This window comes from Sorangiineae bacterium MSr11367 (assembly GCA_037157805.1).
Classification (GTDB): domain Bacteria; phylum Myxococcota_A; class Polyangia; order Polyangiales; family Polyangiaceae; genus Pendulispora; species Pendulispora rubella.
Genome location: CP089983.1, coordinates 11481922 through 11506389, shown reverse-complemented (window position 1 = coordinate 11506389; position 24468 = coordinate 11481922). Strand labels below are relative to the sequence as shown.

Sequence of the window (24468 nt, the reverse complement as noted above, 5' to 3'; positions counted from 1 at the left end):
CTCCGCATGCGATGTTCACGCTCCCTTCCGACCTTCGCCGTCCTGGTCACGGTGGTTGCGTTCGCGGCATGCGCCGCCAGCGGCGTCACGCCTTCCTTGGACGATCAAGGCGACGGCGACGCGGCTGCCAAATCCGACCGCGGCACCGGCCCCGGCGATCCGAATCCCGCGGATACGGGGGCGGACTCGCGAAACGATGCCGGTGAGGGGGGCTTGTTTACGTGCACGCCCTCGAGTGGGCCCAGTCCAGACCTGGTCATCAACGAGATCGACTACGACTCCGTGGGGAGCGAGGAGCAGCAGGAGTTCCTCGAGATCCTCAACCGAGGCAATGCGGACCGCAGCCTCGAAGGGCTGGAGGTGGTCTTCTTCAATGGCGGCGACCGCACGGATCTCAAGCACGTCGACTTGACCCCCGCGGGCACGCTGCCGGCCGGTGGCTACCTGCTCATCGGCACGAACACGTTCGACGCGGGCGTCCCGGTGCGGTTCCTACCCATCGACGCCAAGGTGATCCAAAACGGGCCGCGCGATGCCGTGGCCATTCTCGATCGCACCACGCACCAGGTGATCGATTCCTTGTCCTACGAAGGCGTCTACAACGATGCGTGCAACCTGTCCGAGGGCACGGAGACGACCGCGCAGGACAACAACGACACGCCCGGTTCATTGATCCGCGCGCCCAACGGCACCGACACCAATGTGGCGAGCGCAGATTGGAAATTCACCAGCACCCCCACGCCCGGCACTGCGAACCCCTAGAGGTAGCTGTCGATTTGGGCGAGCAGGTTCGAAACTACCTGGTGCTTGAACCGCGGCAGCGGGACAATCCCGGCGAGACCGGCGCGATGTGCGGTCCAGGGGGAGAGGATCGCCATCTCGTCTGGCGATCCTTGTATTGGGTAGGGACCAACGCACCGGCCCCGCCGGGATTGTCCCGCTGCCGCTGCTCGACTGCAAGGGACTTGCGAGCCGGCCACATTCAATCGACGTTTGCGTTTAGAGCTGCGCGAACATCCACGTGGCCATCGCCTCGAAGGCGCGAGCGAACACCGCGTCCTGCGGGACGCCCAGCTTCTTCGGCACCGCGAACGAATGGTCCCCTTGCTCGATGGGGAAAATCGTTGCAGGCGCACCCAATTTTGGCAGATGCACCGTGATCTCCTCCACCGTCCCGAACGCGTCGCGCGTTCCCTGCACGAACAGCTGCGGCACCTTCACCTCGGGCCAGTGCGCCACCCGCAGCTGGGCCGGCTTCTTCGGCGGATGGAGCGGATACCCCAGGAAGATGAGCCCACGCACCTCCACCTCGAGCCCGCCCGCGGCCACTACCTGCGAGGCAATGCGGCCGCCCATCGACTTTCCGCCCAGGAAAATCGGCGAGCCCGAGGCCTCGGCCTGAAGCACCGCGCGAAAGCAGCGTTCCAGCGCATCCTTGGGATCGGGCACCCGGCGCCCGCGTTCCGTGTAGCCAAAATTGAAGGTCGTCACCCCCACCCCCATCCCGGCCAGGGCCAGCGCCGTTCGCACCATGAACGGATGCCGCTGATTCGCCCCCGCTCCATGCGCCAGAATGAGCCGTGCTCTTTCCCGGGCCGCGGCGGCATACCGAATCGCCGTCACCGCCTGGTCCCCGACGTCAATCTTGCGCTCCTCGCGTACGGGCTCCGTCATGCGCCGCACTGTAGCGCACGCTGCCCGGCACGAGCCCTATTGACGTCCCCGCGCGCGCGGGCGAGAAACTCGGCGCCGTGACTGCAAGCTATTTCGATGTAGACGGGACGCTGGTGCGGACCAACCTCGTTCACCCGACCGTCTTCTACCTGCTCAATCAGAAGACGCCGGTGCACAGCCTCGGGCGACTTGCGCGCGCCGCCATCCAGAGCCCGCGCATGATCCTCGCCGAAATGCGCGACCGCCGCGCGTTCAACGAGCTGCTCTTTTCCGTCTACGAGGACATGAGCCAAGACCGACTGCTCGTCTTGGCCGACGAGGCCTTCGAGAAGGTCCTCAAGCCCGCCCTCTACCCCGAGGCTCGCGATCTCGTGCGCAAGTGCCGCGACCAGGGGCATGACGTGGTGCTCGTCTCCGGCGCGCTCGACTTCTTGATGAAGCTTTTGGCCGACTACCTCGGCGCCACGCACGTCATCGCCAACCGGCTCGAGATCAAGGACGGCTACGCCACCGGGCGCTTGCTGCGTCCGGTCGTCGCGGGGCCGGAAAAAGCGCGGCTCGTGCGCGAACATGCGCGCGCTGCGGGTCACGATCTCGATCATTGCTTCGCTTATTCCGACAGCTATTCCGACGTACCGATGTTGTCGGTGGTGGGCCATCCCGCCGCCGTGAACCCCGATGGCCGTCTCGAGCGCCTCGCGCACACGTACGGCTGGCCGGTCATCTCTCTCGAGGCGAAGCATGCACGCCGCACTTCGCGTCTCGTTCCATGGAGGCATTCGTGAGTCATCCGCTCGTCGTCACCCTCGATCGCAAGAGCGCCCCGCGCACCATCTTCGCTGGCGATCGCCTCGTCGAGGTCGACATGCCCCCGGGCACGCGGGTCATCTATCCGCGCTCGCCGCTGGCGCCGCTCAAGGACGTGGATGCGGCCATCCGCTACGCGCTCAATCATCCGTACGGCACCGATCCACTGCATGCGCGCCTGCGCCCCGGCATGAAGGTGGTCATCGCCATCGACGACATCTCGCTTCCCCTGCCGCAGATGCGCCGCCCCGACGTGCGCGAGCGCGTCCTCACCGTGGTCTTGAGCATGCTCGCCGACCACGGCGTCGAGGACGTGGAGATGATCATCGCCACCGCCGTGCACCGCCGCATGACCGCGAACGAGATCCGCCACATCGTGGGCGACCGCATCTTCAACGCGTACTACCCGGACCGCCTCTACAACCACGACGCGGAGGACCCGCACGGAATGAAGGAGGTCGGCGTCACCGATCACGGTGAGGTCGTCGAACTCAACAAGAAGGCCGTCGAGGCGGACCTCCTCATCTACGTCAATTTGAACCTCGTCCCCATGGACGGCGGGCACAAATCGGTCAGCGTCGGCCTCTGCGGCTACAAGAGCCTGCGCGCGCACCACAATCCGCGCATTATGCGCGATTGCCATAGTTACATGGATCCGAAGTCGAGCGCGCTGAACACGAGCGTCGAGCGCATGGGGCGATTGACGAACAAGACCCTCAACGTGTTCACCATCGAGACGACCATCAACAACCGCATGTTCGACACGCCGCTCGAGTTCCTCGCCAAGAACGAGGACGATCTCTCGCCGGCCGAGCGCGCGGCGATGAAGGCGCTCGTCTTCACCTTGTCCAAAGTCCCTCAGCCCGCGCGCCAGGCGATTTTCAATCGCGTGCCCTCGCCCTACGGCGTCACCGGCGTGTTCGCCGGGGAGACGGAGGCGGTGCACGAGCACACCTTGGCCAAGTGCTTCGAACAGTACGCGGTGCCGGTGAAGGGGCAGGCGGATATCCTCGTTAGCGGTATTCCGTATATTAGCCCGTACAACGTCAATTCATTTTTGAATCCATTGCTCGTGCAGGTGATGGCCCAGGGCTACCTATTCAATTCCTACCGCGGGAAGCCGCTGGTGAAGAAGGGCGGGACCCTCATCATCACGCACCCGTGCACCGACCAATTCGATAAAGACCACCACGCGTCCTACATCGAATTCGTGCACAACCTCCTTCCCGAAACGCGCGATGCCATGGAGCTCCACAAACGCTACGAGGCGAAGTTCGCGGCCAACCCTGCGTACATTCAGATGTACCGCACCGGGCATGCGTATCACCCTGCGCACCCATTTTTCATGTGGTATTGGGGCGAGGCGGGTCGGCAGCATCTCGGACGCGTCATCGTCGTCGGCGCCGACAACGAGTACATCCCCAAGCTACTCGGCTACGAGACCGCGCGCACCATGACCGACGCCATCGACATGGCCAAGGAGACGGCACCGCCCTCTCCCGAAATCACGTTGATGCACTACGCACCCATTCTCATCGCCGACGTCACGTGAGCATCGCGCGCCGAGCCCGCAGCTTCTCGCGTCGGGATTTTACGTTCGATTCAAACTGGTCACTGTGCTGGCCATGGTCGCGATATTGGTCACTTCGAGTAAAAAGTGACGAAATCGCAAATCGTGAATGCCGACTACTTAATCGGGATTCGAGTTCGCCGTAAACGGGGGGGAGAGGATCTGTTTTCGGATCGAGGGCTCGACCGATCGGAACACCTCGGAGGAGTGCGAGGCACACACGGCATGACCGCGCCGGTGCATGCAACCCGCATCCTTTTCTCTTCCCCCGTGCCCATGCCCGCGCCCGGCTCCCGTGCCCGGGAAAACGTGGACGATCGTGCAGGGGCAGGGGCACGAGCACGCGGACGAGAGGCGTCGCGAGGCGGCGGATGCGGCGCACCTGCACCGATACCCATGACGCGCGCGTCCGGTGCGGCGTTGCCAGGCCGAAATGGGTGTTGTAGGACAACCCCCGCCGCCGTATGCACAGCGAAAATGAGCAGTCCTACAAGAACGGAATAACACCGACCCACGTCGAGTCGGTCGAGCGCGCTCCGCTCGACGTAGCCGCGCTCTTCGATGGCGCCCGCTTCTTCGTACTGGGTGGCACGGGCTTCCTGGGCAAAGTCTTTTGGGTGATGCTCCTGGACCGCTACCCGGAGATTGGAAAGATTTTCCTTCTCGTGCGGTCGTCCAAGGAGATGACCAGCGAGGAGCGGTTTTGGTCCAAAGTGGCCACATCCGACGCCCTCGCGCCTTTGCGTGAGCGATACGGCAGTCGCTTTGAATCGTTTTTGCGAGAAAAGGTAGTTCCCGTCGATGGAGACGTCGGACGTCCGCAGTGCGGCATCGACGGCGCCCTGGTGCGCGAACTGCGTGGCACCATCGATGCGGTGGTCAACGTGGCGGGCGTGGTCGATTTCAACCCGCCGCTCGACGAAGCGCTCGATGCGAACGCCTTCGGTGCGCAAAACCTGGTTGCCCTGGCCCGGGCGCTCGGCGACGCTCCTCTCTTCCATACGAGCACCTGCTACGTGGCGGGCAGGCGGCGGGGCCCCATCAAGGAAGTCGACCCGCGCACGTACCCATTCCCCCGGGCCGAGGAGCTCGGGGCCGAGCTCTGGGATCCGGAGCGCGAGATCACCGAGTGCCTCGATCTCATTGCGCAAGCGAAGCATCGCTGCGAGGACGCCTTCCGCCAGAGCGAGTTCGCCGAGCAGGCGCGCAAGAACCTGTTGAAGCGCGGCGAGCCGAGCGAAGGCCCGGCCTTCGAAGACGAGCTCGCGCGCGTGAAGCGCAAGTTCATCAGCGATCTCCTCGTCGAGGCGGGCAACGATCGCGCCTCCCATTGGGGCTGGCCGAACATTTACACCTACACGAAGAGCATCGGCGAGCAGGTCATCGCGCGTTCGGGGCTGCCCTTCACCATCGGCCGTCCAGCGTGCTGCGAAACCACGTTGAGCTTTCCGTTTCCTGGTTGGAACGAGGGCATCAGCACCTCGGTGCCGATCATCTACATGTCGATTCAGGGTCAGGTTCTGACGCCCGCGCGTGAGACACCGCTCGATTTCATCCCGACCGATATGGTCACCTCGGGAATGATCCTCTCGTTGGCGGAGCTCCTCGAGGGGAACAATCCCGCCGTGTACCAATACGGCGCATCGGATCGGAATCCGTGCACCGCGGCGCGCTTCGGCGAGCTCACCGGGCTTTACAAGCGCAAGTACTACCAGCGGCGCGGCAAGGGGAATCCCTTCTTCAACTTCCTGCAATCGCACCTGGAGCTCACCGCGGTGCCGATGAAGGAGTTCGAGGCGTTCAGCTCTCCGTTCTTTGCGTCGGCCGCGGGCGGCCTCTCCAAGGCGCTCGCGCAAGTGCCCGCGCTCAAGTCGGCGTCGGTATCTCTCGACAAGGTGCGGGCGCGCGAGCAAAAAATCGCGGACATCATGCGGCTGTACGCCCCGTTCACCACGGAGGATAACGGGCCGTTCGACTGCTCGAACACGCGGGCCGCCTACGCGCGCCTCACCGAGGCGGACCGCGCGAAGCTTCTCTGGCATCCCGAGTCGCTCGACTGGGCGGACTACATGATGAAGGTCCACATGCCCGGCCTCGAGAAGTGGATCTTCCCCGAGATGGAGAAGAAGCTCAAAAGGCCGGTCAAGCCGCTGCGCGCGCACGAGACGCTCGTCACGTTGCTCGACCAGATGGCCAAGCGGCACGATCTGCTTCCCGCGTTGCAGCGGCTCGAGGCCGACGGCTTCTCGCGCCTCACGTACCGCGAGCTCCATCACCGTGTGCGGGCTCTGGCATGGCGCCTCGTGCGCGCTGGCGTGAGCAAAGGCGATCGGGTCATCCTCACGGGCAAGAACGATCCCTCGTGGGCGTTCGGCTACTTCGGGATCCTGTGCGCGGGCGCGGTGGCCGTCCCGGTGGATGCGGCCCTGGAGACAGCCATGGTGGCGAACATCGTCACCGAAAGCCGCGCGCGCTTTGCACTGGCCGATCGCGAGCTGGACATCGACGGGCTCGATGTGTGGAATCTGCACGAATCGTTCGAGGCCTGCGCCGACGGCGAGGCCGAGGTGCTCACCGCCGAGGACGGGCCGGAGATCACGCCGGACGACATCGCGAGCCTGATCTACACCAGCGGCACCACGGGTACGCCCAAGGGCGTGATGCTCTCGCATGCGAACTTCACCTCGCTGATTGCGGCACTGGCGCCCATCTTCCCGCTCAAGGCCGGGGACCGGCTGCTCAGCGTTCTGCCGCTGCACCACACGTTCGAGTTCACCTGCGGTTTGCTCCTGCCGCTCTCGCGCGGCGCGAAGATCGCGTACTTGGACGAGCTCAACGCCGACCGGCTCTCGACGGGGCTCAAGTCGGGCCGCGTGACCGCGATGGTCGGCGTTCCGGCCCTCTGGCAGATGCTCGAGCGGCGCATTTTGAGCCAGGTGCGCGCGCAGGGGGCCTTTGCGGAGACCGCCTTCGAGTGGGCCACGGAGCTGAATCGGCTCCTGGGCAAAACGCTCGGCGTCGATGCGGGGCGCATCCTCTTTGGGCCGGTGCACCAGGCCCTGGGCGGCAACATCAAATGGCTGATCTCCGGGGGTGCCGCGCTTCCGAAGGAGACGCACGATCTCTTCTCGGGTCTCGGCCTGCGTCTCACCGAGGGCTACGGCCTCACCGAGGCGGCGCCGGTTCTCACCGTGTCGAAGTCGTCGCCGAATTCGCCGGCGGGGCAGGTGGGCACGGCCATCCCGGGCGTCGAGATCAAGATCGACAACCCCGACGATCACGGCGTGGGCGAGGTCATCGCGCGCGGTCCCAACGTCATGGCCGGCTACACGGACGCCGAAGCGACGGCCCGTGTGATCGACGAGGGTGGGTGGCTCCACACGGGTGACCTGGGCAAGCTCGATCGACGGGGCCGCCTGGAGATCGTGGGGCGTCTGAAGGACGTCATCGTCACGTCGACGGGCGAAAATGTGTACCCGGAGGACGTCGAGCGGCGCCTCGGGCCCGTGGCGTACATGACGGAGCTCTGCATCGTGGGCGTGGAGTCGAAGGGCAGCGAGCGCGTGGCTTGCCTCGCCGTGCCCGCACCGGATGACGATGCCCTGCGCGCCGTGCGCCTCGATCGCGCGATGCGTTCGCTGCGCGAGGCGATTGCCACCTTGCCGTACGGGCAGCAGCCCACCATCGTGCACCTTTACGATGCGCCGCTGCCGCGCACCTCGACGCGCAAGATCAAGCGGGGCGAGGTCGAAGCGATTTTGCGCCGCATGATCGCCGCCACCGCGCCGCCGGACGAGGCCACCGCGGCGGCGGGCTTCGTGCGCCAGGCGATCGTCGCCGTGAGCGGGCGAAGCATCGCCGAGGTGACGCCGCAGGCGGCGCTTCAAGGCGATCTCGGGTTCGATTCGCTGATGCTCACCGAGCTGCTCGAGGCCCTCGAGTCGAAGGGCAGCACCCTCGATCCGGTAGCCCTCCAGGCTTGCCGCACGGTGGGCGACCTCGAGAAGCTCGCCGGCGAAACGACGACCACCGGGCCGCTGCGCCGGGCCGGCGTGGGCGACACGAAGAAGATCGAGAAGAGCGAGCCCGCGCCCGTGCCCCTGGTGCTGCCGCCCGCGTTGCAAGAGTCGGCCAAGGCGGTCATCGGCCGGCTGCAAGACGCCTTTTACGGCCAGGTCATGCAGCCGCGGGTCACCGGCCGCGCCTTCATCCCGCACAACCGCAACACCATCGTGGCGGCGAACCACTCGAGCCACCTCGACATGGGCTTCGTGCGCCATGCCCTGGGCAAATACGGCGAGGACGTGGTCTCGCTCGCCGCGCAGGACTACTTCTTCGAGGGCGGCCTCCGGCGCGCCTTCTTCGAGAACTTCACCAACCTGAAGGCGCTCGATCGCAAGAACGGCCTTCGCCAGGGGCTCCGTCAAGCCGCCGACGTCATCGAGCGCGGCCGCACGGTGCTCATCTTCCCGGAGGGCTCGCGCAGCACCACCGGCGAGGTGGGCGAGTTCAAGCCCATCGTCGGCTACCTCGCGCTCACCCATGGGGTGGACATCCTCCCCGTGTATTTGGGCGGCACTTTCGAGTCGATGAAGAAGGGCGCCTTCCTGCCCACGCGCCGCAACATCGTCGCGCGCATCGGCCCGCCGCTCACCGTGGCGGACATGCGCCGGCTCACCGCCGGCATGACCGCCCAAGACGCCGCCCGCGAGGTCGCCAAGCTGGCCCGTCAAGCCGTGCTCGCGCTCTCCGATGGCAAGGTGCTCGACCTGGCGCGCTCCACCGCGAGCGATCTCCAGAAGGAGCGCGAACATCCCCTGGTCGGCGTCTTCTCCGAGCTGGAGGAGCGCTTCGTCCCGGGGCAGGTCGACAAATCCGTGTCCTTCTATTTCACCTTGGGCGGCGATGCCTTCGCCAAGTGGACGGTGCACATCGACGGTGCATCGTGCCGCATCAAACTGGGCAAGCCCGAAAGCGGCACCGCCGACTGCGTCCTCAAGACGTCGCCCGAGATTTTCACGCGCATCGTGCGTGAATCGTACCTGCCGGGGCCGGCCGAATTTCTCTCGGGCGCGGTCAAATCGAACGACGTCTCGCTGCTCTTCACCTTCCAGAAGGCCTTCCAGCTTTCCTGACGACGACCATGGCGCGCTATCTCGTAACGGGTGCAACCGGTTTTCTCGGCCGTCACTTGGTGACGTCGTTGCTTCGCCACGGGCACGAGGTGGTGGCGCTCTGCCGCCAGGACGAGCCTTCGCTCGCCCAACTCGGGGTCGCGGTTCGTCGTGGGGACGTGCTCGATGCCGCGAGCGTGCGCGATGCGGCCGCCGGTTGCGAGGGCCTCTTCCATTGCGCCGGCAAGGTGTCGCGCAAGCCCGAGGACGCCGAGGAGCTGCGCCGTCTCCATGTGGACGGCACCAAGATCACGCTGGACGCCTGCAAAGAGGCGGGGGTTCGCAAGGTCGTCTACGCCTCCACCAGCGGCACCGTGGCGATCAGCGACGACCCCGAGCATGTCGGCGGTGAGGAAGACGAGACGCCCATCGGGCTCATCTCGCGATGGCCGTACTACCGCTCCAAGCTGTTCGCCGAACAGGCGGCGCTCGAGCGTCACGCACCGGGCGCATTTTCCGTGGTATCGGTGAACCCCACGTTGCTGCTCGGCCCGGGCGACGTGCGCGGTTCGTCGGTGGAGGACGTGCGCCTCTTTCTCGAGCGGAAGATCCCCGCCGTGCCCGCGGGCGGCCTCTCCTTCGTCGATGCGCGCGATGCCGCCGAAGGCATGCGCTTGGCCATGGAAAAAGGCGAGGGCGGTCAGCGGTACCTGCTTTCGGCGATCAACCTGACCCTGCGCGCCTTCTTCGAGCGGCTCGAGCGCGCCTCCGGCGTGAAGGCGCCGTGGCTGCCCACACCGCGTGCGCCGCTGTTCGCTCGGCGCGGCGCCGAGATGCTCGGCCGCGTGTCCTCGCGCCTGGGCCTCGACGTGGCGGTCGACCCGGTGAGCTTGGACATGGCGCAGTACTACTGGTACGTCGACGCGACGCGGGCCGAGACCGTGCTCGGGTTCCAGGCGCGCGATCCGCAGAAGACCCTCGCGGACACCGTGGAAGATCTCCGCGAGCGCGGGGTGGTGTGGCCGGCTTCCTCGTGGGTGGCCTCGTCGTGAGCGATCCGCGTCCCGTTCTCGTGGTGAATCCGCGTGCCGGCGGCGGTCGCGCCGGGCAGACGTTTCCCGCGATGCGGCGCACCATCGAGAAGGCGCTCGGCCCCATCGATGCGCTCTTCACCGAGCGCGCCGGGCACGCCATCGAGCTCGCTCGCGGTGCGGCCAACGGCGGCGCGACCCTCATCGTCGCCGTCGGCGGCGACGGGACCTTCAACGAGGTGGTGAACGGCGTCCTCGCCGCCGAGCCCGCGCGCCGTGAGCACGTGGCCGTGGGCATCATCGGCCAAGGCACCGGTGGAGATCTCTTGCGCGTGCTGGGCATCGAGCATCGGCTCGACCGCTACATCGAGGCCATCGCCTCCGGCCGCACCCGCAAGGTCGACGTCGGCCGTGCGCGCTACACGAAGCACGACGGTACGCGCGGCGAGCGCTACTTCGTGAACATTCTCTCCGTGGGCATGGGCGGCCTCGTGGACCAGTACGTGGCCACGGCTTCCCGCGCGCTCGGCGGCAAAGCCGCGTACTTCGGCGCATCCTTGAAGGCGTTGGCGCGCTCGCGCGAAGGCCGGTTGCGCACCAGCCTCTCCTGGGCCGGCGAGACCTCGGAGCATCGCATCGCGAGTTACATGCTCGCCGTCTGCAACGGCCGCTATTTCGGCTCGGGCATGAAGGTCGCGCCCATGGCCGAAATCGACGATGGCCGCTTCGAGGTGGTCTCCATCGGCGGGCCGTCGAAGTTCGCCTTCGCGATGACCTCGCAGAAGATTTACCAAGGCGAGCACTTGGGCAAGCCGGGCGTCGTGCACTTGCCCTGCGACAAGATTTTCGTGGACCTCGAAAACGAAGACGCACGCAGCGTCTTCCTCATCGATCTCGATGGCGAGCCCGTGGGCCAGTTGCCGCTCGAAATCGAAGTGCGGCCGCAAGCGATCACCTTGCGCTGCTGAGCACTCTCGCCCCACCGTCGCATATTACCTCGGTGCCTTGCGCGGCCTCGTCCAATTGCGGCGGTGCAAGGCCGGTGCATACGGCACCGTGTATGCACCGCTGGGCCGCCTCACGACATTGCGAGAAACGCCATTCGAGGAGGCCACCATGACTCTGCTTCGATACGTATCTCTGGGAGTGATCGCACTTGCATTGGGGGCGTGCGGTCATGAGCAATCGCAGCCTAAGGTCCCGGAAACGACGTCCGCCGACACGACCGGGCCGCGCGCGGAAACACCGGGAAGTACCTACTCTCCGCAGTCGAACTGGAAACAGCCGCCGTCGGAGACACCCACGGCGAGCCCCAACCCGGGCCCCTACGATTCGAACCTCACGCAAGATCCCGCGGGTCGCGCGTTGCCCCCCACCGGCGGTGTGGCCGATCGCAACACGATGACCACGGCCATGGCGGACGACCAAATCCTCCAGGCCCTTCACGTCGCGAACACGGGCGAGGTCGATCAGGCCAAGCTTGCGCAAACCAAGGCCAAGAACCCGCGCGTGAAGCAGTTCGCCGCCATGATGGTCCACGATCACCTGGACGCCGACGCCAAGGGCTACGACATCGCCAAGGGCCTCAAGCTCACCCCCGCGGAGAGCTCGCTCGGGATGCAGTTCCAAAGCGAAGGCCAGCGCACCCTGGTCGAACTACGCGCCCAAAGCGGGGCCGATTTCGATCGCTCCTACATCGATGCGCAAATCAAGGCGCATAAAGATGTCCTCGCGGCGATCGATCAGCAGCTCCTGCCGAACGCCAAAAACAACGAAGTCCGCGCCCACCTCCAAACCGTGCGCACCAAGGTTGAAGGCCACCTCCGCGAGGCCCAGTCGATTCAGGCTTCGTTGAGCGCCCGGTGATAGGCTGAGGTCGGTGTAGGGGACATTTTTGACATCCTCGTGAATGTCCTCCATCCTATCCTCTATGGATACGATGGAACGCATCAACCTCAACATTCCATCCGAGGCGCGCAAGCGCCTCGCGAGGCTCGCGCAACAATCAAACCAGCGTGAGGGCGAATTTCTGCGGGAACTGGTTCTCAAGGCTCTCGGGGATGCCGAGCGTCGTGAGTTCATGGAGCGCGTTGCCGCCGCTCGTACACCGGAACGTCGCGCGCGAGATCTCGAGATCGCGGATGCCATGGAGCGACTGCGTGGCGAGCCGGGGTGACGTGCTCGTGAGTCGCCGGCGTCTCGGCTTTTCAGGGCCAGGGCGCGACGAACGCTTCGTTGTACTTCAAGCCGACGGTTTCGAGCCTCTGCTCGATACGGTCCTCGTCGCGCCGCTCGACGAAGTGCGATCCGTGTACGAACGAGATCCGATGGCCGTGCGCATTTCGGCGCAAGAGGCTGGAACGGCAACGGATAGAGTCGTCTTGCCGGCCAACCTATCCAGTGTTCGTCTCGTTCGATTCGAACAAGATGTCGTTGGTCGACTCAAGCAAGAATCAATGGGTGCGATCGAAACAGCCATCCGCGTCCTATTGGCGCTCGACTGATCGTCAAAACATCGCGTCTACGTCGAGCGCATGGCCGAGGCGGCGGAGGTACTCGTTGCGCGGGACGTCGATGCAGCCCAGCGAGGCGAGGTGCTCGCTCATCACTTGCACGTCGAAGAGCGTGAAGCCATTGCGGCGGAGCCTCTCCGCCAAGGTGGCGAACGCAATCTTCGACGCGTCGGTGCGCGTGTGGAACATCGACTCGCCGGCGAAGAGGGCGCCGATGGCCACGCCATAGATGCCGCCGACCAGCTCGCGAGCGTCGCCCTGCCGTTCCCAGACTTCCACACTGTGGGCCCAGCCGAGGCCGTGCAGCGTGGTGTATCCGCGCGCGAGGCTCGGCGTGATCCACGTGGCATCGCGGGTCGAGCCGCAGGCCTTCATCACCTCGGTGAAGGCTTCGTCGACGGTGACCTCGAAGGGGTGATGGCGCAGCGTACGCCGCAAGCTGCGCGACCAGTGCAGCTCGTGCTCCAGCGGAAGAATCGCGCGCGGATCCGGCGAGAACCAGAGCACGTGCGGTCCATGCGGCCAGGGGAAGATGCCGCGCCGGTACGCTTGGAGAAGCGTGCCTGCGCGAAAGTCGCTCCCTACGGCCACGATGCCGGGTTCGGGCGTTTCCCGTGGATCGGGAAAGACGATTTCCGTGCGCGGGGGCTCCGTGGCTCGCATCGTGGCCGACTATGCTAGAGGATCGAGCGCCTCTCCTTCACCATGACCGCTTCTCGCGCTTTTCGCACCTTCGTCCTGGGCGACGTACACCTCTTTCGGCAGACGCCGCGCTCGGTCGTGGACGATCTCGCGGGGCTCGTGGCCGCCCACCCCGGTGACCGCTTCGTCTTCGCGGGGGATCTGCTGGATCTGTCCGCCGAGGGCCCGGGCGAGGAAAACCGGCGTCGCACGGCGGAAGAAGCCATTTTGGCGCACTCGGCGCTACGTACCGCTCTGGCACGGCACCTCGATGGGGGAGGGGAGCTCTGGCTCGTGTCGGGCAACCACGACGCCGAGGTGGGCGAGCTCGACTTTGCCGAACGCCTCGGTGGCGCGCTGGGGCTGTCCACGTCGGTGGCCAAGAGGGGCCTGCGTTCCACCCCGTGGTTCTTCCGCGACGGAGGCATCCACATCGAGCATGGCCACCTCTACGATCCCGACAATGCGCCGGCCCATCCGCTGGTGCCGGGCGCGAGCCTCGGCGTGCACTTCGTGGAGGAGTTCATCGCGCCCACGGGGGCGCATCGCTACCTGAACGCCAACGACGGCACGCCGCTGAATCTCTTTCTCTCGGCGTTCCAGTGGTACGGCGTGCGTGCGCCCCACGTGATTTACCGCTTCTTCCACACCGCCTTCGGGGCCCTCGGAAAGAGCGGCGTGCGCTTCGACCTCGAGGGGCAGCGCGCCCAGGGGACGGTCCACACGGCCACGTTCGCCGAATCCGTGGGCCTCGCCGGCGACTTGCTCGACGAGCTGCTCTCGTTCTCGCCGCGCCCCACCTTGGCCAGCGTGCGCGCCACCTTCGCGCGTTGCTACCTCGATCGGGTGCTCGCCACGGTCACCGCCACGGGCGGCGCCATCGCGTTTGCCACGGGCCACCCCTTCGTGGGCAGCGCGGCACTCTCCATGGGCGCCATCGCCATGCTCGCGAGCTGGGCAGCGGGTTACGACCGCTACACTGGCTCCGTCGTCGAGCGGCTTGCCTCCGGGGCCGAGCGCGTCGCCGGCGTAACCGACGCCAAACTCGTCGTCTTCGGTCACACGCATCGCGAGGCGCTCACGGAGCGCTACGCCAACACGGGGAGCTTCTCCTTCCCCGGTCGCTCCCCCGGCAGGCCCTACATCGAAATCGAAGGCCCGGCTCACGCCCCCCGCGCCGTCCGCCGCTACCTGCGTTCCGCCTAAACCTCTTGGGGGGAGTGGGGGCGGCGAAGCCCCCCCACAACCTGCCTAATGCGCCTTTGGCGTGAATAGAATCGGCACCTTGGCGACCACGCACGAGGCTCCTGGGCTCGGGAAGCCGCCGCGGCGAAACTCGTTCGCCACGCAGTCGGCCAGGCCCGGCACTTCGGCCTCGTCGGACTGCACGACCGCGTCGCACGTCGACCCATCGCGGCTCACCCGCACGTCGAGGCTGAGCGATGCCCGTGCCGTTGGCCGGTTCGTGAGGACGCGCTCGTAGCACTTGCGCGCCTCGTTCTCGACGCGCTTGTTCAACGCGGCCTGGAGATCGCTCGAGATGGGGCCTTTGCACGCGTCGCACGGCCCCGCAGGTACCGGCTGCGCGGGGGGCGCTTGGGGGGCAACGGCCGGCGTCGTGACCGGCGTGGTGTGCGCGCTCGTCGTGGTGGCATCCGACGTGGGAGGTGAGGTTCCCTCCGACGTTTTCGCGCTCCAGTTTCCAGCGCGGTTCGAACCAGGAAGCGGTGTGGCGATCGACTCCGGCTCCTTGGGCGGCTCGTTGGAGGCACCACACGCCGCCAGGATCACACCAGCACCTACGAGACTGACCAGGGAGAGGCAGGCATTCAGCTTCATGTCATCCTCTTTCGTACGGTTTGGTTATGCTTCGCAACCACTGGTGTGTCGAGCGGCTTCGGGCACACGCTGCGAAGCTTGCATGTGCGACATTCGCGCCCCGACCAAATGGTATCGAACCGCGCTTGCACGGCATCGAGCATGACATCGTCGTCGGTCACGATGCCCACCTCGAAATTGCGCCGTCCTTCGCCCTTGGCGCCAAGCCCCGCCCCCGTGAAGTTTGCGCTCCCCAGGTAGAGAATGCGCCCGTCGATGGCGATCAATTTCAAGTGAACGCGCGGGCACCGCCGCATCATCATGCTCTTCGCAAGCCGCTTGCGCTTCCCCATCGCCTCGCGGAATGCCGTGGACGGAACGCCGGCGTGCAGCAGCCTCACGTCCACCCCGCGCTTGGTCAGCGCATCGAAGCTGTCGAGGATCGACAGGTACTTCCCGCGCGCCCGCGCCGTCGTGCCCACGGGGGCCTCGACCATCATCTCCTTCACGTTGGCCGTCGCGATCCACACGCTGAAGCGCGCCTTCTCGATGGCCTCCTTCACGAGGTACTCGTAGTGCTCGCGATCGACGATCAAACGGGCGCGGACACTGCGGGCCTCCAACACGCCGTAAGTGTGCCTGAGTTATCCTGCCTAAGGCAATTTTCAGGTCCCTTCTCGGGGGTGTGGGGCGGCGGAGCCCCCCACAAACCTGACTAATGCCACTTGAAGAGCTTGAGTGCGCCAGCGAAGCAGAGCAAACCCCAGACGACCAACACCAAAATCGGCGTCGTGAGCTGCAGGATTCCGGCGCCATCGATCATCACGGCGCGCAGGCCATCGATGAGTGCGGTGAGCGGCAAAAGCTTGATGAACGGCTGCGTCCAATCGGGGAAGCGCGCCGTCGAGAAAAACACGCCCGAGCACAGGTACATGGGAAACGTCGCCACGTTGATGAGGCCCGACACGATTTGCGGGTTTTCCGAACGCGACGCGAACAGCAACCCCATTCCGGCGAAGACCAATGCACCCAAAAGCGCAATCAAGGTCAGCGTGAGGATCGACCCATTGATCCCGACTTTGAATGCAAAATACGAAAATACCAGGAGCGGCGGTAATTCGATGGAGAGCAGCGCCGCGCGCACCAAAAGGAACGAAAGCATGAAATCGCTTTTGTGCATCGGCGTCGCGATGAGCCGCTTCAGCAACTTGCGCGTGCGCATTTCCGCCAGCGCAAAACCGATTCCCCAAAGGCCGCTGGACATGAGGCCCATGCCCACCAAACCCGGAATCAAGAAATCGATGTAACGCGACCCCGGTTCGGTCACGTGTTGCGTGGTGGTGGGCACCACGTCGGGCCGGCCCTCGCCGCGTTGCAGGGCATCGTCCACCAACGTGCGTGCGAGGCGGCTGTCCGGTCGCGTCGGATCGAAGCGGTAGGTAACCTTGCCGTCGCCGTTGTCCGAGGGAATGACCACCACGTGCACTTTGCCCGTGCGCAGCGCTTGGTGCGCCGCCTCGGGCGAGAGCACCTTGGCCTCGATGTCCTTGCTCTTCGCGAGCGTCTCGCGCACGTGCTCGGCGCGCGGGCCGGCCTGCACGGCGGCGGGGAGCGGCTCGGGCTCCTCGTTTCGGAAGGCCATGCCCAGGGCAATCGACAGCACCACGGGCAAGCCGAAGGTCCAAAACATGGTCCCCGGCTCGCGGTAGAAGGTGCGCCAGCGGGTGAGTACCAGCTCACGAATGGCGGTGAGACGCGCGTTATTCACGAAGCTGCCTTCCGGTCAAATTGACGAATACGTCTTCGAGCGTCGCATGGTGCGTCGACAGCCCCGTGAGCTTGCGCCCTGCCTCGTCGACATGGGCCAAAAGCGCCGGCAGCGCTTCGTGAAGCTGGCCGACGGTGAGGGAAATCCGCCCTGTATGCCAGCGCGCCGAGTGCACGCTCGGAAGGGTGGAGATCGCGTCGAGGTTCACCTCCTCGTCGGTCCCCTCCACGGTAAACTCGACAATCTGCTGCCCGCCAAGCGACTCGATGAGTTCTTTCGGCGTGCCCAGCGCAATCATCTGCCCGTGGTCGATGACCCCGACGCGGTCGCAAAGCCGCTCGGCCTCGTCCATGTAATGCGTCGTCAGCAGCACCGAGCCGCCCTGCTGCTTGAAGGCGAGCACCACCTCCCAGAGCATGCGGCGCGATTGCGGATCGAGCCCGGTCGTCGGCTCGTCCAAAAAGAGCAGCGCGGGATTGCCCACCAGGGCGCACGCCACGGCCAACCTTTGCTTCTGGCCGCCGGAGAGCGTCTCGTAGCGCGCGTTCTCCTTGTCCTTGAGCGCGACCAAATCGAGGGCCTCGCCGACATCGCGCCCCTGCGTAAAGAACGAGCGAAACAGCTCCACCGTCTCCCGCACGGTGAGCCGCTCGGGAAGGTGCGTGTGCTGCAGGGAGATACCCAGGCGCTCGCGCAGGAAGCGCTCGTCCTTTTCCCAGGTCTTGCCGAAGAGCTCCACCTCGCCGGCCGTAGGGGCGAGCAATCCCTCGAGGATCTCGACCGTCGTCGTCTTACCGGCCCCGTTCGGCCCCAAAAGGCCGAAGCATTCGCCGGCATGGACCTCCAGGTCCAGGTGGTTCACCGCCACCACCATTTCGTGATGTCGCGTGGTGTAGACCTTGATCAGGCCCTTGCATCGGACTGCCAGAGGCTTCGTATTCTCGGTCATTGTTGCTCGAGCCGGCTTGACGGAACTGCCGGCGTATAGCATGGCTCGTCACGTACGATGGCCAATGCAACCGATTCGAATTCCACGCACGCACAGATCGCTGAAATCGTAAGCGAAAACCGGGTCGTTCTCTTCATGAAGGGGAACCGCCATTTTCCGCAGTGCGGATTTTCTGCGCAGGTGGTCAACATCCTCGACGAGTTTTTGCCGAGCTACAAGACGGTAAATGTGTTGAGTGACCCCGCCCTGCGCGACGGAATCAAATCGTTCTCCAGCTGGCCGACGATTCCGCAACTTTACGTCGACGGGAAGTTCGTCGGCGGTTGCGATATCGTGCGGGAAATGCGGGCCTCCGGCGAGCTTGCGACGCTGCTCCAGAGCGCGGGCCTGGCCGGCGCTCCGTCCACTGGTACGGGCACGGAGGCCGCACCGAAGGTCACGTTGTCCCCCGCCGCCGTCGGTGCCTTCAAGCAGGCCTTGGGCGGCACGGACGATCATCCGCGCCTGCACATCCCGTCGAACTTCGAGCACGAGCTGTTCATCGACGAGAAGCAGCAGGACGACATTCTCGTGGAAGCCGACGGCCTCGTCCTCCTGTTGGATCCGGCCACCGCGCGCCGCGCGAACGGCGTGCACATCGACTTCGTGGCCGGCCCGGGCGGCGAGGGTGGCTTCAAAATCGAGAACCCCAACGCCCCGCCGCGCGTGCAGCCCCTCTCCGTGAAGGCCTTCAAGGAGATGATCGAGCGCGGCGACAAGTTCGAGCTGTTCGACGTGCGCACCCCCGAGGAGCGGGCGATTGCCTCGTTGAAGATGGCGCGCCATCTGGACGACGACGGCGTCGATTACCTGCAGGGCCTCCCGAAGGACGCGACCATCGTCTTTCACTGCCACCACGGCATGCGCAGCCGCGCCGCCGCCGAGCGCTTTCTCTCCACCGGCTTCACGCGCGTCTTCAACCTGGAAGGCGGCATCGACGCCTGGTCGCGCGACATCGATCCCAGCGTTCCGCGCTATTAACCGACGGCCATGAGCGACCACCCGACGAACTTCAAAGGCGACATCGTCGCCGCCATCACTTCCGCCATCGAGTCCAAGATCACCGACAGCAAGGTCGAGGTCACCGGTGGCGGCGGCCACTACACCATCGCCGTGACGTCCGCGGCCTTCGCAGGCCTCGGCCGCGTCGACGCACAGCGTCTCGTTTACTCGGCCATTGCGCACCTCATGGCCGGCGACGGCGCGCCCGTGCACGCGGTTGATAGCCTGCGCACGATCGTTCCGTAGTCGTTTTGTAGGCGTTGCGTCAGGACGAATGCGTCCGCATGCGCGGACGCAGGTGTCCGCCTACGGGTACTTGACGCTGCAGCCGTACGCCGGCGTGTTCTTCGTGGCGACGTCGCGCCCTGCCGTCAAATCACCGAGCGCAGCCTGCACGTAGTTCACGAGTTTCCCACCCGTGGGCGACTCGCCCTCGCCATCGGGCGAGTTGTCGATCGCACCTTGGTAGACGAGCACCCCTTGCGGGTCGATCACGAACATGTGTGGCGTGTTGGTTGCTCCGTAGCGCTTGCCCGTCTCACCGCTCTCGTCCAGCAAGATGGGGTACTGCATCGCGTACTTCTTCTTGCCTTCCACATTGGCCGGCACGCCGTTGCCCTGCTTGCCGGGTGCATTCGAATTGATGGCCAACCACACGATGCCTTTGGCGACTTGCTCGCCAGGGAACGTCTTCAGCGAGGCCTTCGTGTGCGCATTGCGCACGAACGGGCACCCGGGATTGAACCACTCGAGCACCACGGTTTTTCCGCGGTAGTCATGCAGACTCACCGACTTGCCGTCGAGATCCCGCAAGGTGAAATCCGGAGCGGACTTTCCCACTTGCGCCTGCTGGGCCGCCGCGACATTCGTCGACGTCGTCGTCTGCTGCTCGCCGACGGGAGCGGCAGGAGACGAGGCCGTCGTACCACCCGCAGGTTCGGGTGAAGGCGTGCTTTTCCCGCACGCCGCGAGCGTGCCGACGCCAGCGAGGACTGCAACACACGCAAACGACTTCGAAAACGTCACGAGGGAGGGGGCCATGGCCACACTTATTGCCGCATCACGCGCGCGAGGGCCAGCGCATGCTTCACCGCAAATAAGGTGAGCCCGGTATGATCGGCGATCTCTTGCGGGGTCGGCGCACGATTCAGTCGTGGCCGGAGCACACGTATCCCGTCGAGGACGTGCCGAAGTCGTTCGACACCGCTCCCTTGATCGTCGATTTCTACCTTACGGCCCGCATCCTCGAGCGCGACAATGAGCTCGTCGAGCTCGTCCGTCGTCACCGCCAAGGCGCCGAGCGCTTCACCGACCGCGTCCAGCGATACATGATCGCTGTGTCGCGCCAGGAGCTCATCGACCACACGCTGGAGGACCGGCCGCAGGTTCGCCCCTTTACGAATTAGGGGCCCTATATCTTCATCGAATCCATCCGTGCCCGATCAGTCCGTGCACGGAAGGTTGGCGTAAAGGTCATCGTCCGAAACGAATTCCTCCGCCGAATAACCCTCACGCTCCCTAGGTGGCGGTTCTTGGGGGATGCGCGATTCCTCAGCCTTTTGGGGCGAGGGGGTGTGAATGACTTTCTCCGCGAGGTTCATGGTGACGTTCCTAACGCAAACCATGTACCTCGTCCAATTTGGAAGTGCATGAGACGGCACTTCTTCGTTCGCGCATTTCTTCAGTGTTTCTCCGTGTCTTCTGGCGTGTGTTGACGCGCACAGACGCGCATGCTCCTACGCGCATCACCCACTACGGGGTGTGTAGTTACGTCGCCACGTCGCAAAGACTGGACACCTGAACATAGTGGCAGTAGAAACTCCTTTACCTTCTGCCAACCAAGCGAGCCGACCCATGGGTATCAACGACAAACAAGACGACAAAAACCGGGGCAAGGCCATCGAGCTCGCGGTTGCAAGTATCGAGAAAGAATACGGAAAAGGCTCCATCATGCGGCTCAAGGAGGGGGAAACCTTCCAGCCGGAGCTCCCCGTCATTCCGAGCGGCAGCATCGGGCTCGATCTCGCGTTGGGCATCGGCGGCTATCCCCGCGGCCGCATCATGGAAGTGTACGGGCCGGAGTCGAGCGGCAAAACGACGCTCACCCTTCACGCGATTGCCAATGTGCAAAAGCAAGGAGGCGTTGCGGCGTTCGTCGATGCGGAGCACGCGCTCGATCCCACGTACGCACGCCGCCTCGGCGTGAAGACCGATGAATTGTTGGTCTCGCAACCCGACTTCGGCGAGCAGGCCCTCGAGATTGCCGACATGCTCGTGCGCTCGGGCGCAGTGGATCTCGTGGTCGTCGACTCGGTGGCCGCCCTCGTTCCCAAGGCGGAAATCGAAGGCGATATGGGCGACAGCCACGTGGGCACGCAGGCGCGATTGATGTCGCAAGCGCTGCGCAAGCTCACGGCCACCGTCGCGAAGTCCAATTGCCTTCTCATCTTCATCAATCAAATCCGTATGAAGATCGGCGTCATGTTCGGTTCGCCCGAAACGACGACGGGCGGCAACGCACTCAAGTTCTATTCATCCATCCGTCTCGACATCCGCCGCATCGGCGCCATCAAAGAGGCCGCCGCCTCGAGCGACCGCAAAGACCCGATGGTCGTCGGCAATCGCACGCGCGTGAAGGTCGTGAAGAACAAGATGGCGCCTCCCTTTCGGGAGGTGGAGTTCGACATCCTTTACGGGCAAGGCATCTCGCGCGCGGGCGACATCATCGACCTCGCCACGGATCAGAGCCTCGTCGAAAAGAGCGGTGCTTGGTTCTCGTTCCAGGGAGAGCGCATCGGTCAAGGCCGCGAGAACGCCAAGACGTACCTCGAAGCGCACCCCGAGTTGATGGACAAGCTCGAACAAATGATTCTGCAGAAGCAAGGCGTGAAACGCATCGGCGGTCCCGCCGAGTCGGCTGCTCCGGCCGCGGGCGGCAAGGAAGCCAAAGAGGCCAAGGACCAGGGCAAAGACGCGAAAGATGCGAAGCGTCCTGCCAACGGAGCGGCCAGCAAGGTGCATTGATGGAGCTCGAACGGCTCGTCGCTCAACGTTCGACCTGAGGCGGCGCACTCGGTGATATAAGCGCCGAAGATGAAGCTCTACGTCATGAGGCACGGGCCGGCGGAGGACTTTGCGCCGAGCGGCCGCGACGATGATCGGGTGCTGAGCGTCAGTGGACGGGAGCGCGTGCGACAGGTGGCGCGGGCGCTGGCCACCCACGGCGAGGCCCCCAAGGTGATTCTCACGAGCCCGCTCGTGCGCGCCGTGCAGACGGCGGAGATCGTCCATGCCGAGTGCCAGATCGGGGCACCGCTCGAGACGCGGCGGGAGCTGGCCATGGGGGCGCGTGCCCTGGACTTGGTGCGCGAGGTGTCGGCGGCGCGGCGAAAGCGCGTCATGGTCGTGGGGCACCAGCCGGATCTTTCCGGTCTCATTGCCGAGCTCACGGGTCTGCACATCAACGTGGAGAAGGCGATGGTCGTTTCCATCACCGTCAAAAGCGAGGTGTCCCCGCGTTTGCGCTTCGTCCTCGATCCAAAGGCCCTTCAATTCATTCGGACCTTGCGCACCCAATAGGCCTCATCGGCCATCGACTTCTCGGTCCGCGACGAAGCCGGGTATACTGAGCGACGTGCACGCCAAAGTCCGCATCGCGGCGAGCGAGGTCGCCTTCGATGCACCCGAGGGGAGCAGCCTTCTCCAGGTGCTGCAGTCGAACGGCTATCCCATCGCCACGTCGTGTGGCGGGGTCGCATCGTGTGGACTCTGCCGCCTCACGGTGGTGCGCGGGGCCGATTCGCTCTCGCCCCTTCGTCCGCAAGAGCTCGTGCACCTCGGCAACGTCGCCAAGGTCGTGGGGCTGCGCTTAGCCTGTCAGTCCAAGGTGACCGGCCCGGGGCCCATCGTCGTCCAGGTGCCCGAGGTGGAGATCGTCGAAGAGCGAAAGCGCCGCAAGGCCGAGCGACTCCGTGCCGACGACCACGGGCACGGCCTGCCACCCTCCTCGCGACGTGCGGACTCCTCATCGTCGACCTCGTCGGGCGCTTCGGCCTCGTCGAGTGACCGACGGGGCGAGCGCGTCGAATGGCGACCGCGGGTCTTGGACAAGCGAAACAGGGGCTGACGTCGGCCGCGGGCCATTGCGCGATGGTCAGACGATCGGCCAGGCGGATGGCGTGCCGAGGCTCAACGCAAACGGTGCATGGATCGCGACAGGCTCGCAAAGCCTTAACCGTCGAACAGCGGCAGCGGGACAACCCCGGCGAGGCCGGCGCCTTAGCCCGTTTCCAACGCGAGGATCGCCGGACGGGATGGCGATCATGGGCTTTCAGAACCACACATCGCACCGGTCTCGCCGGTTTCTTCTCGCTGCCGCGGTTCCAGCACGAGGTCATGTCAAACGGAGACATCCAAACGGCTGTAGCCTCGGTCAAGGGAAAACGTCATGCACTCATCCGCTTACATATAACTACCACAAACCGAGCTCTCTGGGGGCAAAAGACCTCACGTCTATCTAGTGAGAATTGCTCATAGATTTCCGGTTCCTTGACAACCCCGGACCCATTTCCTAGTTCGCCCGGTAGGACATCCATGGGCGCCCGGACCGTACTGACGCTGCAGCCAACCGCGTGGGGCATGACCCACGATCACGCGGCCGCGGGTGCGCGTGGCAAGACGCTCGCCCGCCCGATGGGGGCTGTGGCCATCCGGGTGCCCGAGCGCGTGAGCGCCAACATCGCCGAGCTCTTTCCGACGGCCTCGCCGCACCTGTTCGTCCACGAGGGTGCGCGGCAGGCGCTCGAGCGGCGGTTGATGAAGGTGTACCCGGGGCCGGTCAGTCTTTCGATCACCGACAACCGGCACGCGATCGTCTCGCACCACTGGGAGCGCGGCATGCTGCGCGCTCGGGTGCACCATATGTTCCTCGACGCGCCGCCCAGCATCGTGAACGCGCTCGTTCGCTACGTGACCCATAGCGATCGCGACTCGAGCCTTCGCATCGGGCACTACATCGAAGAAAACGGCGGCCGCCTGGCACGCCCGCGGCACCAGAAGCTCGTCAGCGCGGGCGAGCATCACGATTTGCTCGCTCTTTTCAACGAGTTGAACGCGCAGTACTTCGACAACTCGGTCAATGCGCTCATCACGTGGGGCAAGGCCGGTCGCCGGCCCGCCAAGAGCCGCTCGCGTCACACCATCAAGCTGGGAAGCTACAGCTCGACCGAGCGCCTGATTCGCATCCACCCGTCGCTCGACAAGGCCTGGGTGCCCCGCTACTTCGTGGCGTACATCGTCTACCACGAGATGCTCCACCACGTGATTCCTGCGAAGACGACCGAGCGGCACCGCAAAGGTGGCGAGGGTCGGCGGCAGCTTCATCCGCCGGAGTTCCGCGAGCGCGAGACGCACTTCCGCCACTTCGAGCGCGCCCTTCGCTGGGAAAAGGCCCACATCGGCCGGCTGCTCCGTTCGTAGCCGCTCCCTGATTCGCCGATCGTC

At 65.1% G+C, this 24468-nt stretch carries 24 protein-coding genes and 1 pseudogene; 18 read left to right on the top strand and 7 right to left on the bottom strand.

Annotated features, from left to right (window positions below):
- Positions 1 to 6 precede the first annotated feature (6 nt).
- Positions 7 to 762, top strand: coding sequence for a lamin tail domain-containing protein (locus LVJ94_44720; protein WXB03999.1), 756 nt, complete (start codon positions 7 to 9; stop codon positions 760 to 762).
- A 237-nt stretch (positions 763 to 999) separates the two neighbouring features.
- Here the strand turns inward: LVJ94_44720 and LVJ94_44715 are convergent, their stop codons facing one another.
- A complete protein-coding gene (locus LVJ94_44715) occupies positions 1000 to 1674 on the bottom strand; it encodes an alpha/beta fold hydrolase (protein WXB03998.1) in 675 nt (224 codons plus the stop codon).
- Between the two features lie 77 nt (positions 1675 to 1751).
- Between LVJ94_44715 and LVJ94_44710 the strand changes: the two genes are divergently transcribed.
- The 8 genes from LVJ94_44710 to LVJ94_44675 all read left to right on the top strand — a co-directional run bounded on the left by LVJ94_44710 (position 1752) and on the right by LVJ94_44675 (position 12700).
- Positions 1752 to 2459, top strand: coding sequence for an HAD-IB family hydrolase (locus LVJ94_44710; protein ID WXB03997.1), 708 nt, complete (start codon positions 1752 to 1754; stop codon positions 2457 to 2459).
- A complete protein-coding gene (locus LVJ94_44705) occupies positions 2444 to 4033 on the top strand; it encodes a nickel-dependent lactate racemase (protein WXB03996.1) in 1590 nt (529 codons plus the stop codon). Before LVJ94_44710 ends, LVJ94_44705 begins: the two co-directional genes overlap by 16 nt.
- Positions 4034 to 4515: 482 nt before the next feature.
- Positions 4516 to 9186, top strand: coding sequence for an AMP-binding protein (locus LVJ94_44700; GenBank protein ID WXB03995.1), 4671 nt, complete (start codon positions 4516 to 4518; stop codon positions 9184 to 9186).
- Positions 9187 to 9194: 8 nt separating this feature from the next.
- Entirely contained in the window at positions 9195 to 10217 is a 1023-nt protein-coding gene (locus LVJ94_44695; protein ID WXB03994.1) for an NAD-dependent epimerase/dehydratase family protein, read from the top strand.
- Positions 10214 to 11164, top strand: a complete 951-nt coding sequence (locus LVJ94_44690) for a diacylglycerol kinase family lipid kinase (protein WXB03993.1) — start codon at positions 10214 to 10216, stop codon at positions 11162 to 11164. Before LVJ94_44695 ends, LVJ94_44690 begins: the two co-directional genes overlap by 4 nt.
- Before the next feature lie 148 nt (positions 11165 to 11312).
- The gene (locus LVJ94_44685) at positions 11313 to 12062 is read left to right on the top strand and encodes a DUF4142 domain-containing protein (GenBank protein ID WXB03992.1); all 750 of its coding nucleotides are present in this window, start codon (positions 11313 to 11315) and stop codon (positions 12060 to 12062) included.
- 73 nt (positions 12063 to 12135) lie between these two features.
- Entirely contained in the window at positions 12136 to 12372 is a 237-nt protein-coding gene (locus tag LVJ94_44680) for a hypothetical protein (protein ID WXB03991.1), read from the top strand.
- The gene (locus LVJ94_44675) at positions 12356 to 12700 is read left to right on the top strand and encodes a type II toxin-antitoxin system PemK/MazF family toxin (GenBank protein ID WXB03990.1); all 345 of its coding nucleotides are present in this window, start codon (positions 12356 to 12358) and stop codon (positions 12698 to 12700) included. Before LVJ94_44680 ends, LVJ94_44675 begins: the two co-directional genes overlap by 17 nt.
- Before the next feature lie 3 nt (positions 12701 to 12703).
- Here LVJ94_44675 and aat read toward each other — a convergent pair whose 3' ends face one another.
- Positions 12704 to 13372, bottom strand: a complete 669-nt coding sequence (gene aat, locus LVJ94_44670; protein ID WXB03989.1) for a leucyl/phenylalanyl-tRNA--protein transferase — start codon at positions 13370 to 13372, stop codon at positions 12704 to 12706.
- A 42-nt stretch (positions 13373 to 13414) separates the two neighbouring features.
- On the opposite strand from aat, the gene LVJ94_44665 reads away from it, so the two are divergent.
- On the top strand, positions 13415 to 14596 hold the full coding sequence (locus LVJ94_44665; protein WXB03988.1) for a hypothetical protein: 1182 nt from the start codon (positions 13415 to 13417) through the stop codon (positions 14594 to 14596).
- Positions 14597 to 14641: 45 nt separating this feature from the next.
- On the opposite strand, the gene LVJ94_44660 is transcribed toward LVJ94_44665, so the two are convergent.
- The 4 genes from LVJ94_44660 to LVJ94_44645 form a co-directional block, all read right to left on the bottom strand.
- Entirely contained in the window at positions 14642 to 15229 is a 588-nt protein-coding gene (locus LVJ94_44660; GenBank protein WXB03987.1) for an AgmX/PglI C-terminal domain-containing protein, read from the bottom strand.
- Positions 15226 to 15834 (bottom strand): phospholipase D family protein, encoded by a 609-nt coding sequence (locus tag LVJ94_44655; protein ID WXB03986.1) that lies wholly within the window; start codon positions 15832 to 15834, stop codon positions 15226 to 15228. Before LVJ94_44655 ends, LVJ94_44660 begins: the two co-directional genes overlap by 4 nt.
- A gap of 89 nt (positions 15835 to 15923) precedes the next feature.
- Positions 15924 to 16976, bottom strand: a complete 1053-nt coding sequence (locus LVJ94_44650; GenBank protein WXB03985.1) for an ABC transporter permease — start codon at positions 16974 to 16976, stop codon at positions 15924 to 15926.
- Complete coding sequence (locus tag LVJ94_44645; protein WXB03984.1) at positions 16969 to 17925, bottom strand: ABC transporter ATP-binding protein; 957 nt, start codon at positions 17923 to 17925, stop codon at positions 16969 to 16971. Before LVJ94_44645 ends, LVJ94_44650 begins: the two co-directional genes overlap by 8 nt.
- Positions 17926 to 17982: 57 nt before the next feature.
- Between LVJ94_44645 and grxD the strand changes: the two are divergent.
- The 3 genes and pseudogenes from grxD to LVJ94_44630 all read left to right on the top strand — a co-directional run bounded on the left by grxD (position 17983) and on the right by LVJ94_44630 (position 19212).
- A pseudogene (gene grxD, locus LVJ94_44640) lies at positions 17983 to 18312 on the top strand (Grx4 family monothiol glutaredoxin).
- 351 nt (positions 18313 to 18663) lie between these two features.
- Complete coding sequence (locus LVJ94_44635) at positions 18664 to 18945, top strand: rhodanese-like domain-containing protein (GenBank protein WXB10804.1); 282 nt, start codon at positions 18664 to 18666, stop codon at positions 18943 to 18945.
- Positions 18946 to 18954: 9 nt separating this feature from the next.
- Positions 18955 to 19212, top strand: coding sequence for a BolA family transcriptional regulator (locus tag LVJ94_44630; GenBank protein ID WXB03983.1), 258 nt, complete (start codon positions 18955 to 18957; stop codon positions 19210 to 19212).
- A gap of 60 nt (positions 19213 to 19272) precedes the next feature.
- On the opposite strand, the gene LVJ94_44625 is transcribed toward LVJ94_44630, so the two are convergent.
- On the bottom strand, positions 19273 to 20007 hold the full coding sequence (locus tag LVJ94_44625) for a thioredoxin family protein (protein WXB03982.1): 735 nt from the start codon (positions 20005 to 20007) through the stop codon (positions 19273 to 19275).
- Positions 20008 to 20078: 71 nt separating this feature from the next.
- Here LVJ94_44625 and LVJ94_44620 point away from each other — a divergent pair, with 71 nt between their 5' ends.
- The 5 genes from LVJ94_44620 to LVJ94_44600 all read left to right on the top strand — a co-directional run bounded on the left by LVJ94_44620 (position 20079) and on the right by LVJ94_44600 (position 24444).
- Positions 20079 to 20372: a hypothetical protein gene (locus tag LVJ94_44620; GenBank protein WXB03981.1), complete on the top strand. Its 294-nt coding sequence runs from the start codon at positions 20079 to 20081 to the stop codon at positions 20370 to 20372.
- Between the two features lie 448 nt (positions 20373 to 20820).
- Positions 20821 to 21990, top strand: coding sequence for a recombinase RecA (recA, locus tag LVJ94_44615; GenBank protein WXB03980.1), 1170 nt, complete (start codon positions 20821 to 20823; stop codon positions 21988 to 21990).
- Positions 21991 to 22059: 69 nt separating this feature from the next.
- Positions 22060 to 22545, top strand: a complete 486-nt coding sequence (gene sixA / locus LVJ94_44610) for a phosphohistidine phosphatase SixA (GenBank protein ID WXB03979.1) — start codon at positions 22060 to 22062, stop codon at positions 22543 to 22545.
- Between the two features lie 55 nt (positions 22546 to 22600).
- Entirely contained in the window at positions 22601 to 23092 is a 492-nt protein-coding gene (locus LVJ94_44605; GenBank protein ID WXB03978.1) for a (2Fe-2S)-binding protein, read from the top strand.
- A gap of 467 nt (positions 23093 to 23559) precedes the next feature.
- Positions 23560 to 24444 carry a hypothetical protein gene (locus LVJ94_44600; GenBank protein ID WXB03977.1) on the top strand — a complete coding sequence of 295 codons (885 nt, stop codon included), beginning with the start codon at positions 23560 to 23562 and terminating at the stop codon, positions 24442 to 24444.
- Positions 24445 to 24468 lie beyond the last annotated feature (24 nt).

Excerpts from the sequence above, each read along its gene's own strand:
- LVJ94_44720 (WXB03999.1), top strand. The coding sequence starts at position 7 with ATGCGATGTTCACGCTCCCTTCCGACCTTCGCCGTCCTGGTCACGGTG.
- LVJ94_44715 (WXB03998.1), bottom strand. The coding sequence starts at position 1,674 with ATGACGGAGCCCGTACGCGAGGAGCGCAAGATTGACGTCGGGGACCAG.
- LVJ94_44705 (WXB03996.1), top strand. The coding sequence starts at position 2,444 with ATGGAGGCATTCGTGAGTCATCCGCTCGTCGTCACCCTCGATCGCAAG.
- LVJ94_44700 (WXB03995.1), top strand. The coding sequence starts at position 4,516 with ATGCACAGCGAAAATGAGCAGTCCTACAAGAACGGAATAACACCGACC.
- LVJ94_44695 (WXB03994.1), top strand. The coding sequence starts at position 9,195 with ATGGCGCGCTATCTCGTAACGGGTGCAACCGGTTTTCTCGGCCGTCAC.
- LVJ94_44685 (WXB03992.1), top strand. The coding sequence starts at position 11,313 with ATGACTCTGCTTCGATACGTATCTCTGGGAGTGATCGCACTTGCATTG.
- LVJ94_44680 (WXB03991.1), top strand. The coding sequence starts at position 12,136 with ATGGAACGCATCAACCTCAACATTCCATCCGAGGCGCGCAAGCGCCTC.
- aat (WXB03989.1), bottom strand. The coding sequence starts at position 13,372 with ATGCGAGCCACGGAGCCCCCGCGCACGGAAATCGTCTTTCCCGATCCA.
- LVJ94_44665 (WXB03988.1), top strand. The coding sequence starts at position 13,415 with ATGACCGCTTCTCGCGCTTTTCGCACCTTCGTCCTGGGCGACGTACAC.
- LVJ94_44660 (WXB03987.1), bottom strand. The coding sequence starts at position 15,229 with ATGAAGCTGAATGCCTGCCTCTCCCTGGTCAGTCTCGTAGGTGCTGGT.
- LVJ94_44645 (WXB03984.1), bottom strand. The coding sequence starts at position 17,925 with ATGACCGAGAATACGAAGCCTCTGGCAGTCCGATGCAAGGGCCTGATC.
- LVJ94_44635 (WXB10804.1), top strand. The coding sequence starts at position 18,664 with ATGATCGAGCGCGGCGACAAGTTCGAGCTGTTCGACGTGCGCACCCCC.
- LVJ94_44630 (WXB03983.1), top strand. The coding sequence starts at position 18,955 with ATGAGCGACCACCCGACGAACTTCAAAGGCGACATCGTCGCCGCCATC.
- LVJ94_44625 (WXB03982.1), bottom strand. The coding sequence starts at position 20,007 with ATGGCCCCCTCCCTCGTGACGTTTTCGAAGTCGTTTGCGTGTGTTGCA.
- LVJ94_44620 (WXB03981.1), top strand. The coding sequence starts at position 20,079 with ATGATCGGCGATCTCTTGCGGGGTCGGCGCACGATTCAGTCGTGGCCG.
- recA (WXB03980.1), top strand. The coding sequence starts at position 20,821 with ATGGGTATCAACGACAAACAAGACGACAAAAACCGGGGCAAGGCCATC.
- sixA (WXB03979.1), top strand. The coding sequence starts at position 22,060 with ATGAAGCTCTACGTCATGAGGCACGGGCCGGCGGAGGACTTTGCGCCG.
- LVJ94_44600 (WXB03977.1), top strand. The coding sequence starts at position 23,560 with ATGGGCGCCCGGACCGTACTGACGCTGCAGCCAACCGCGTGGGGCATG.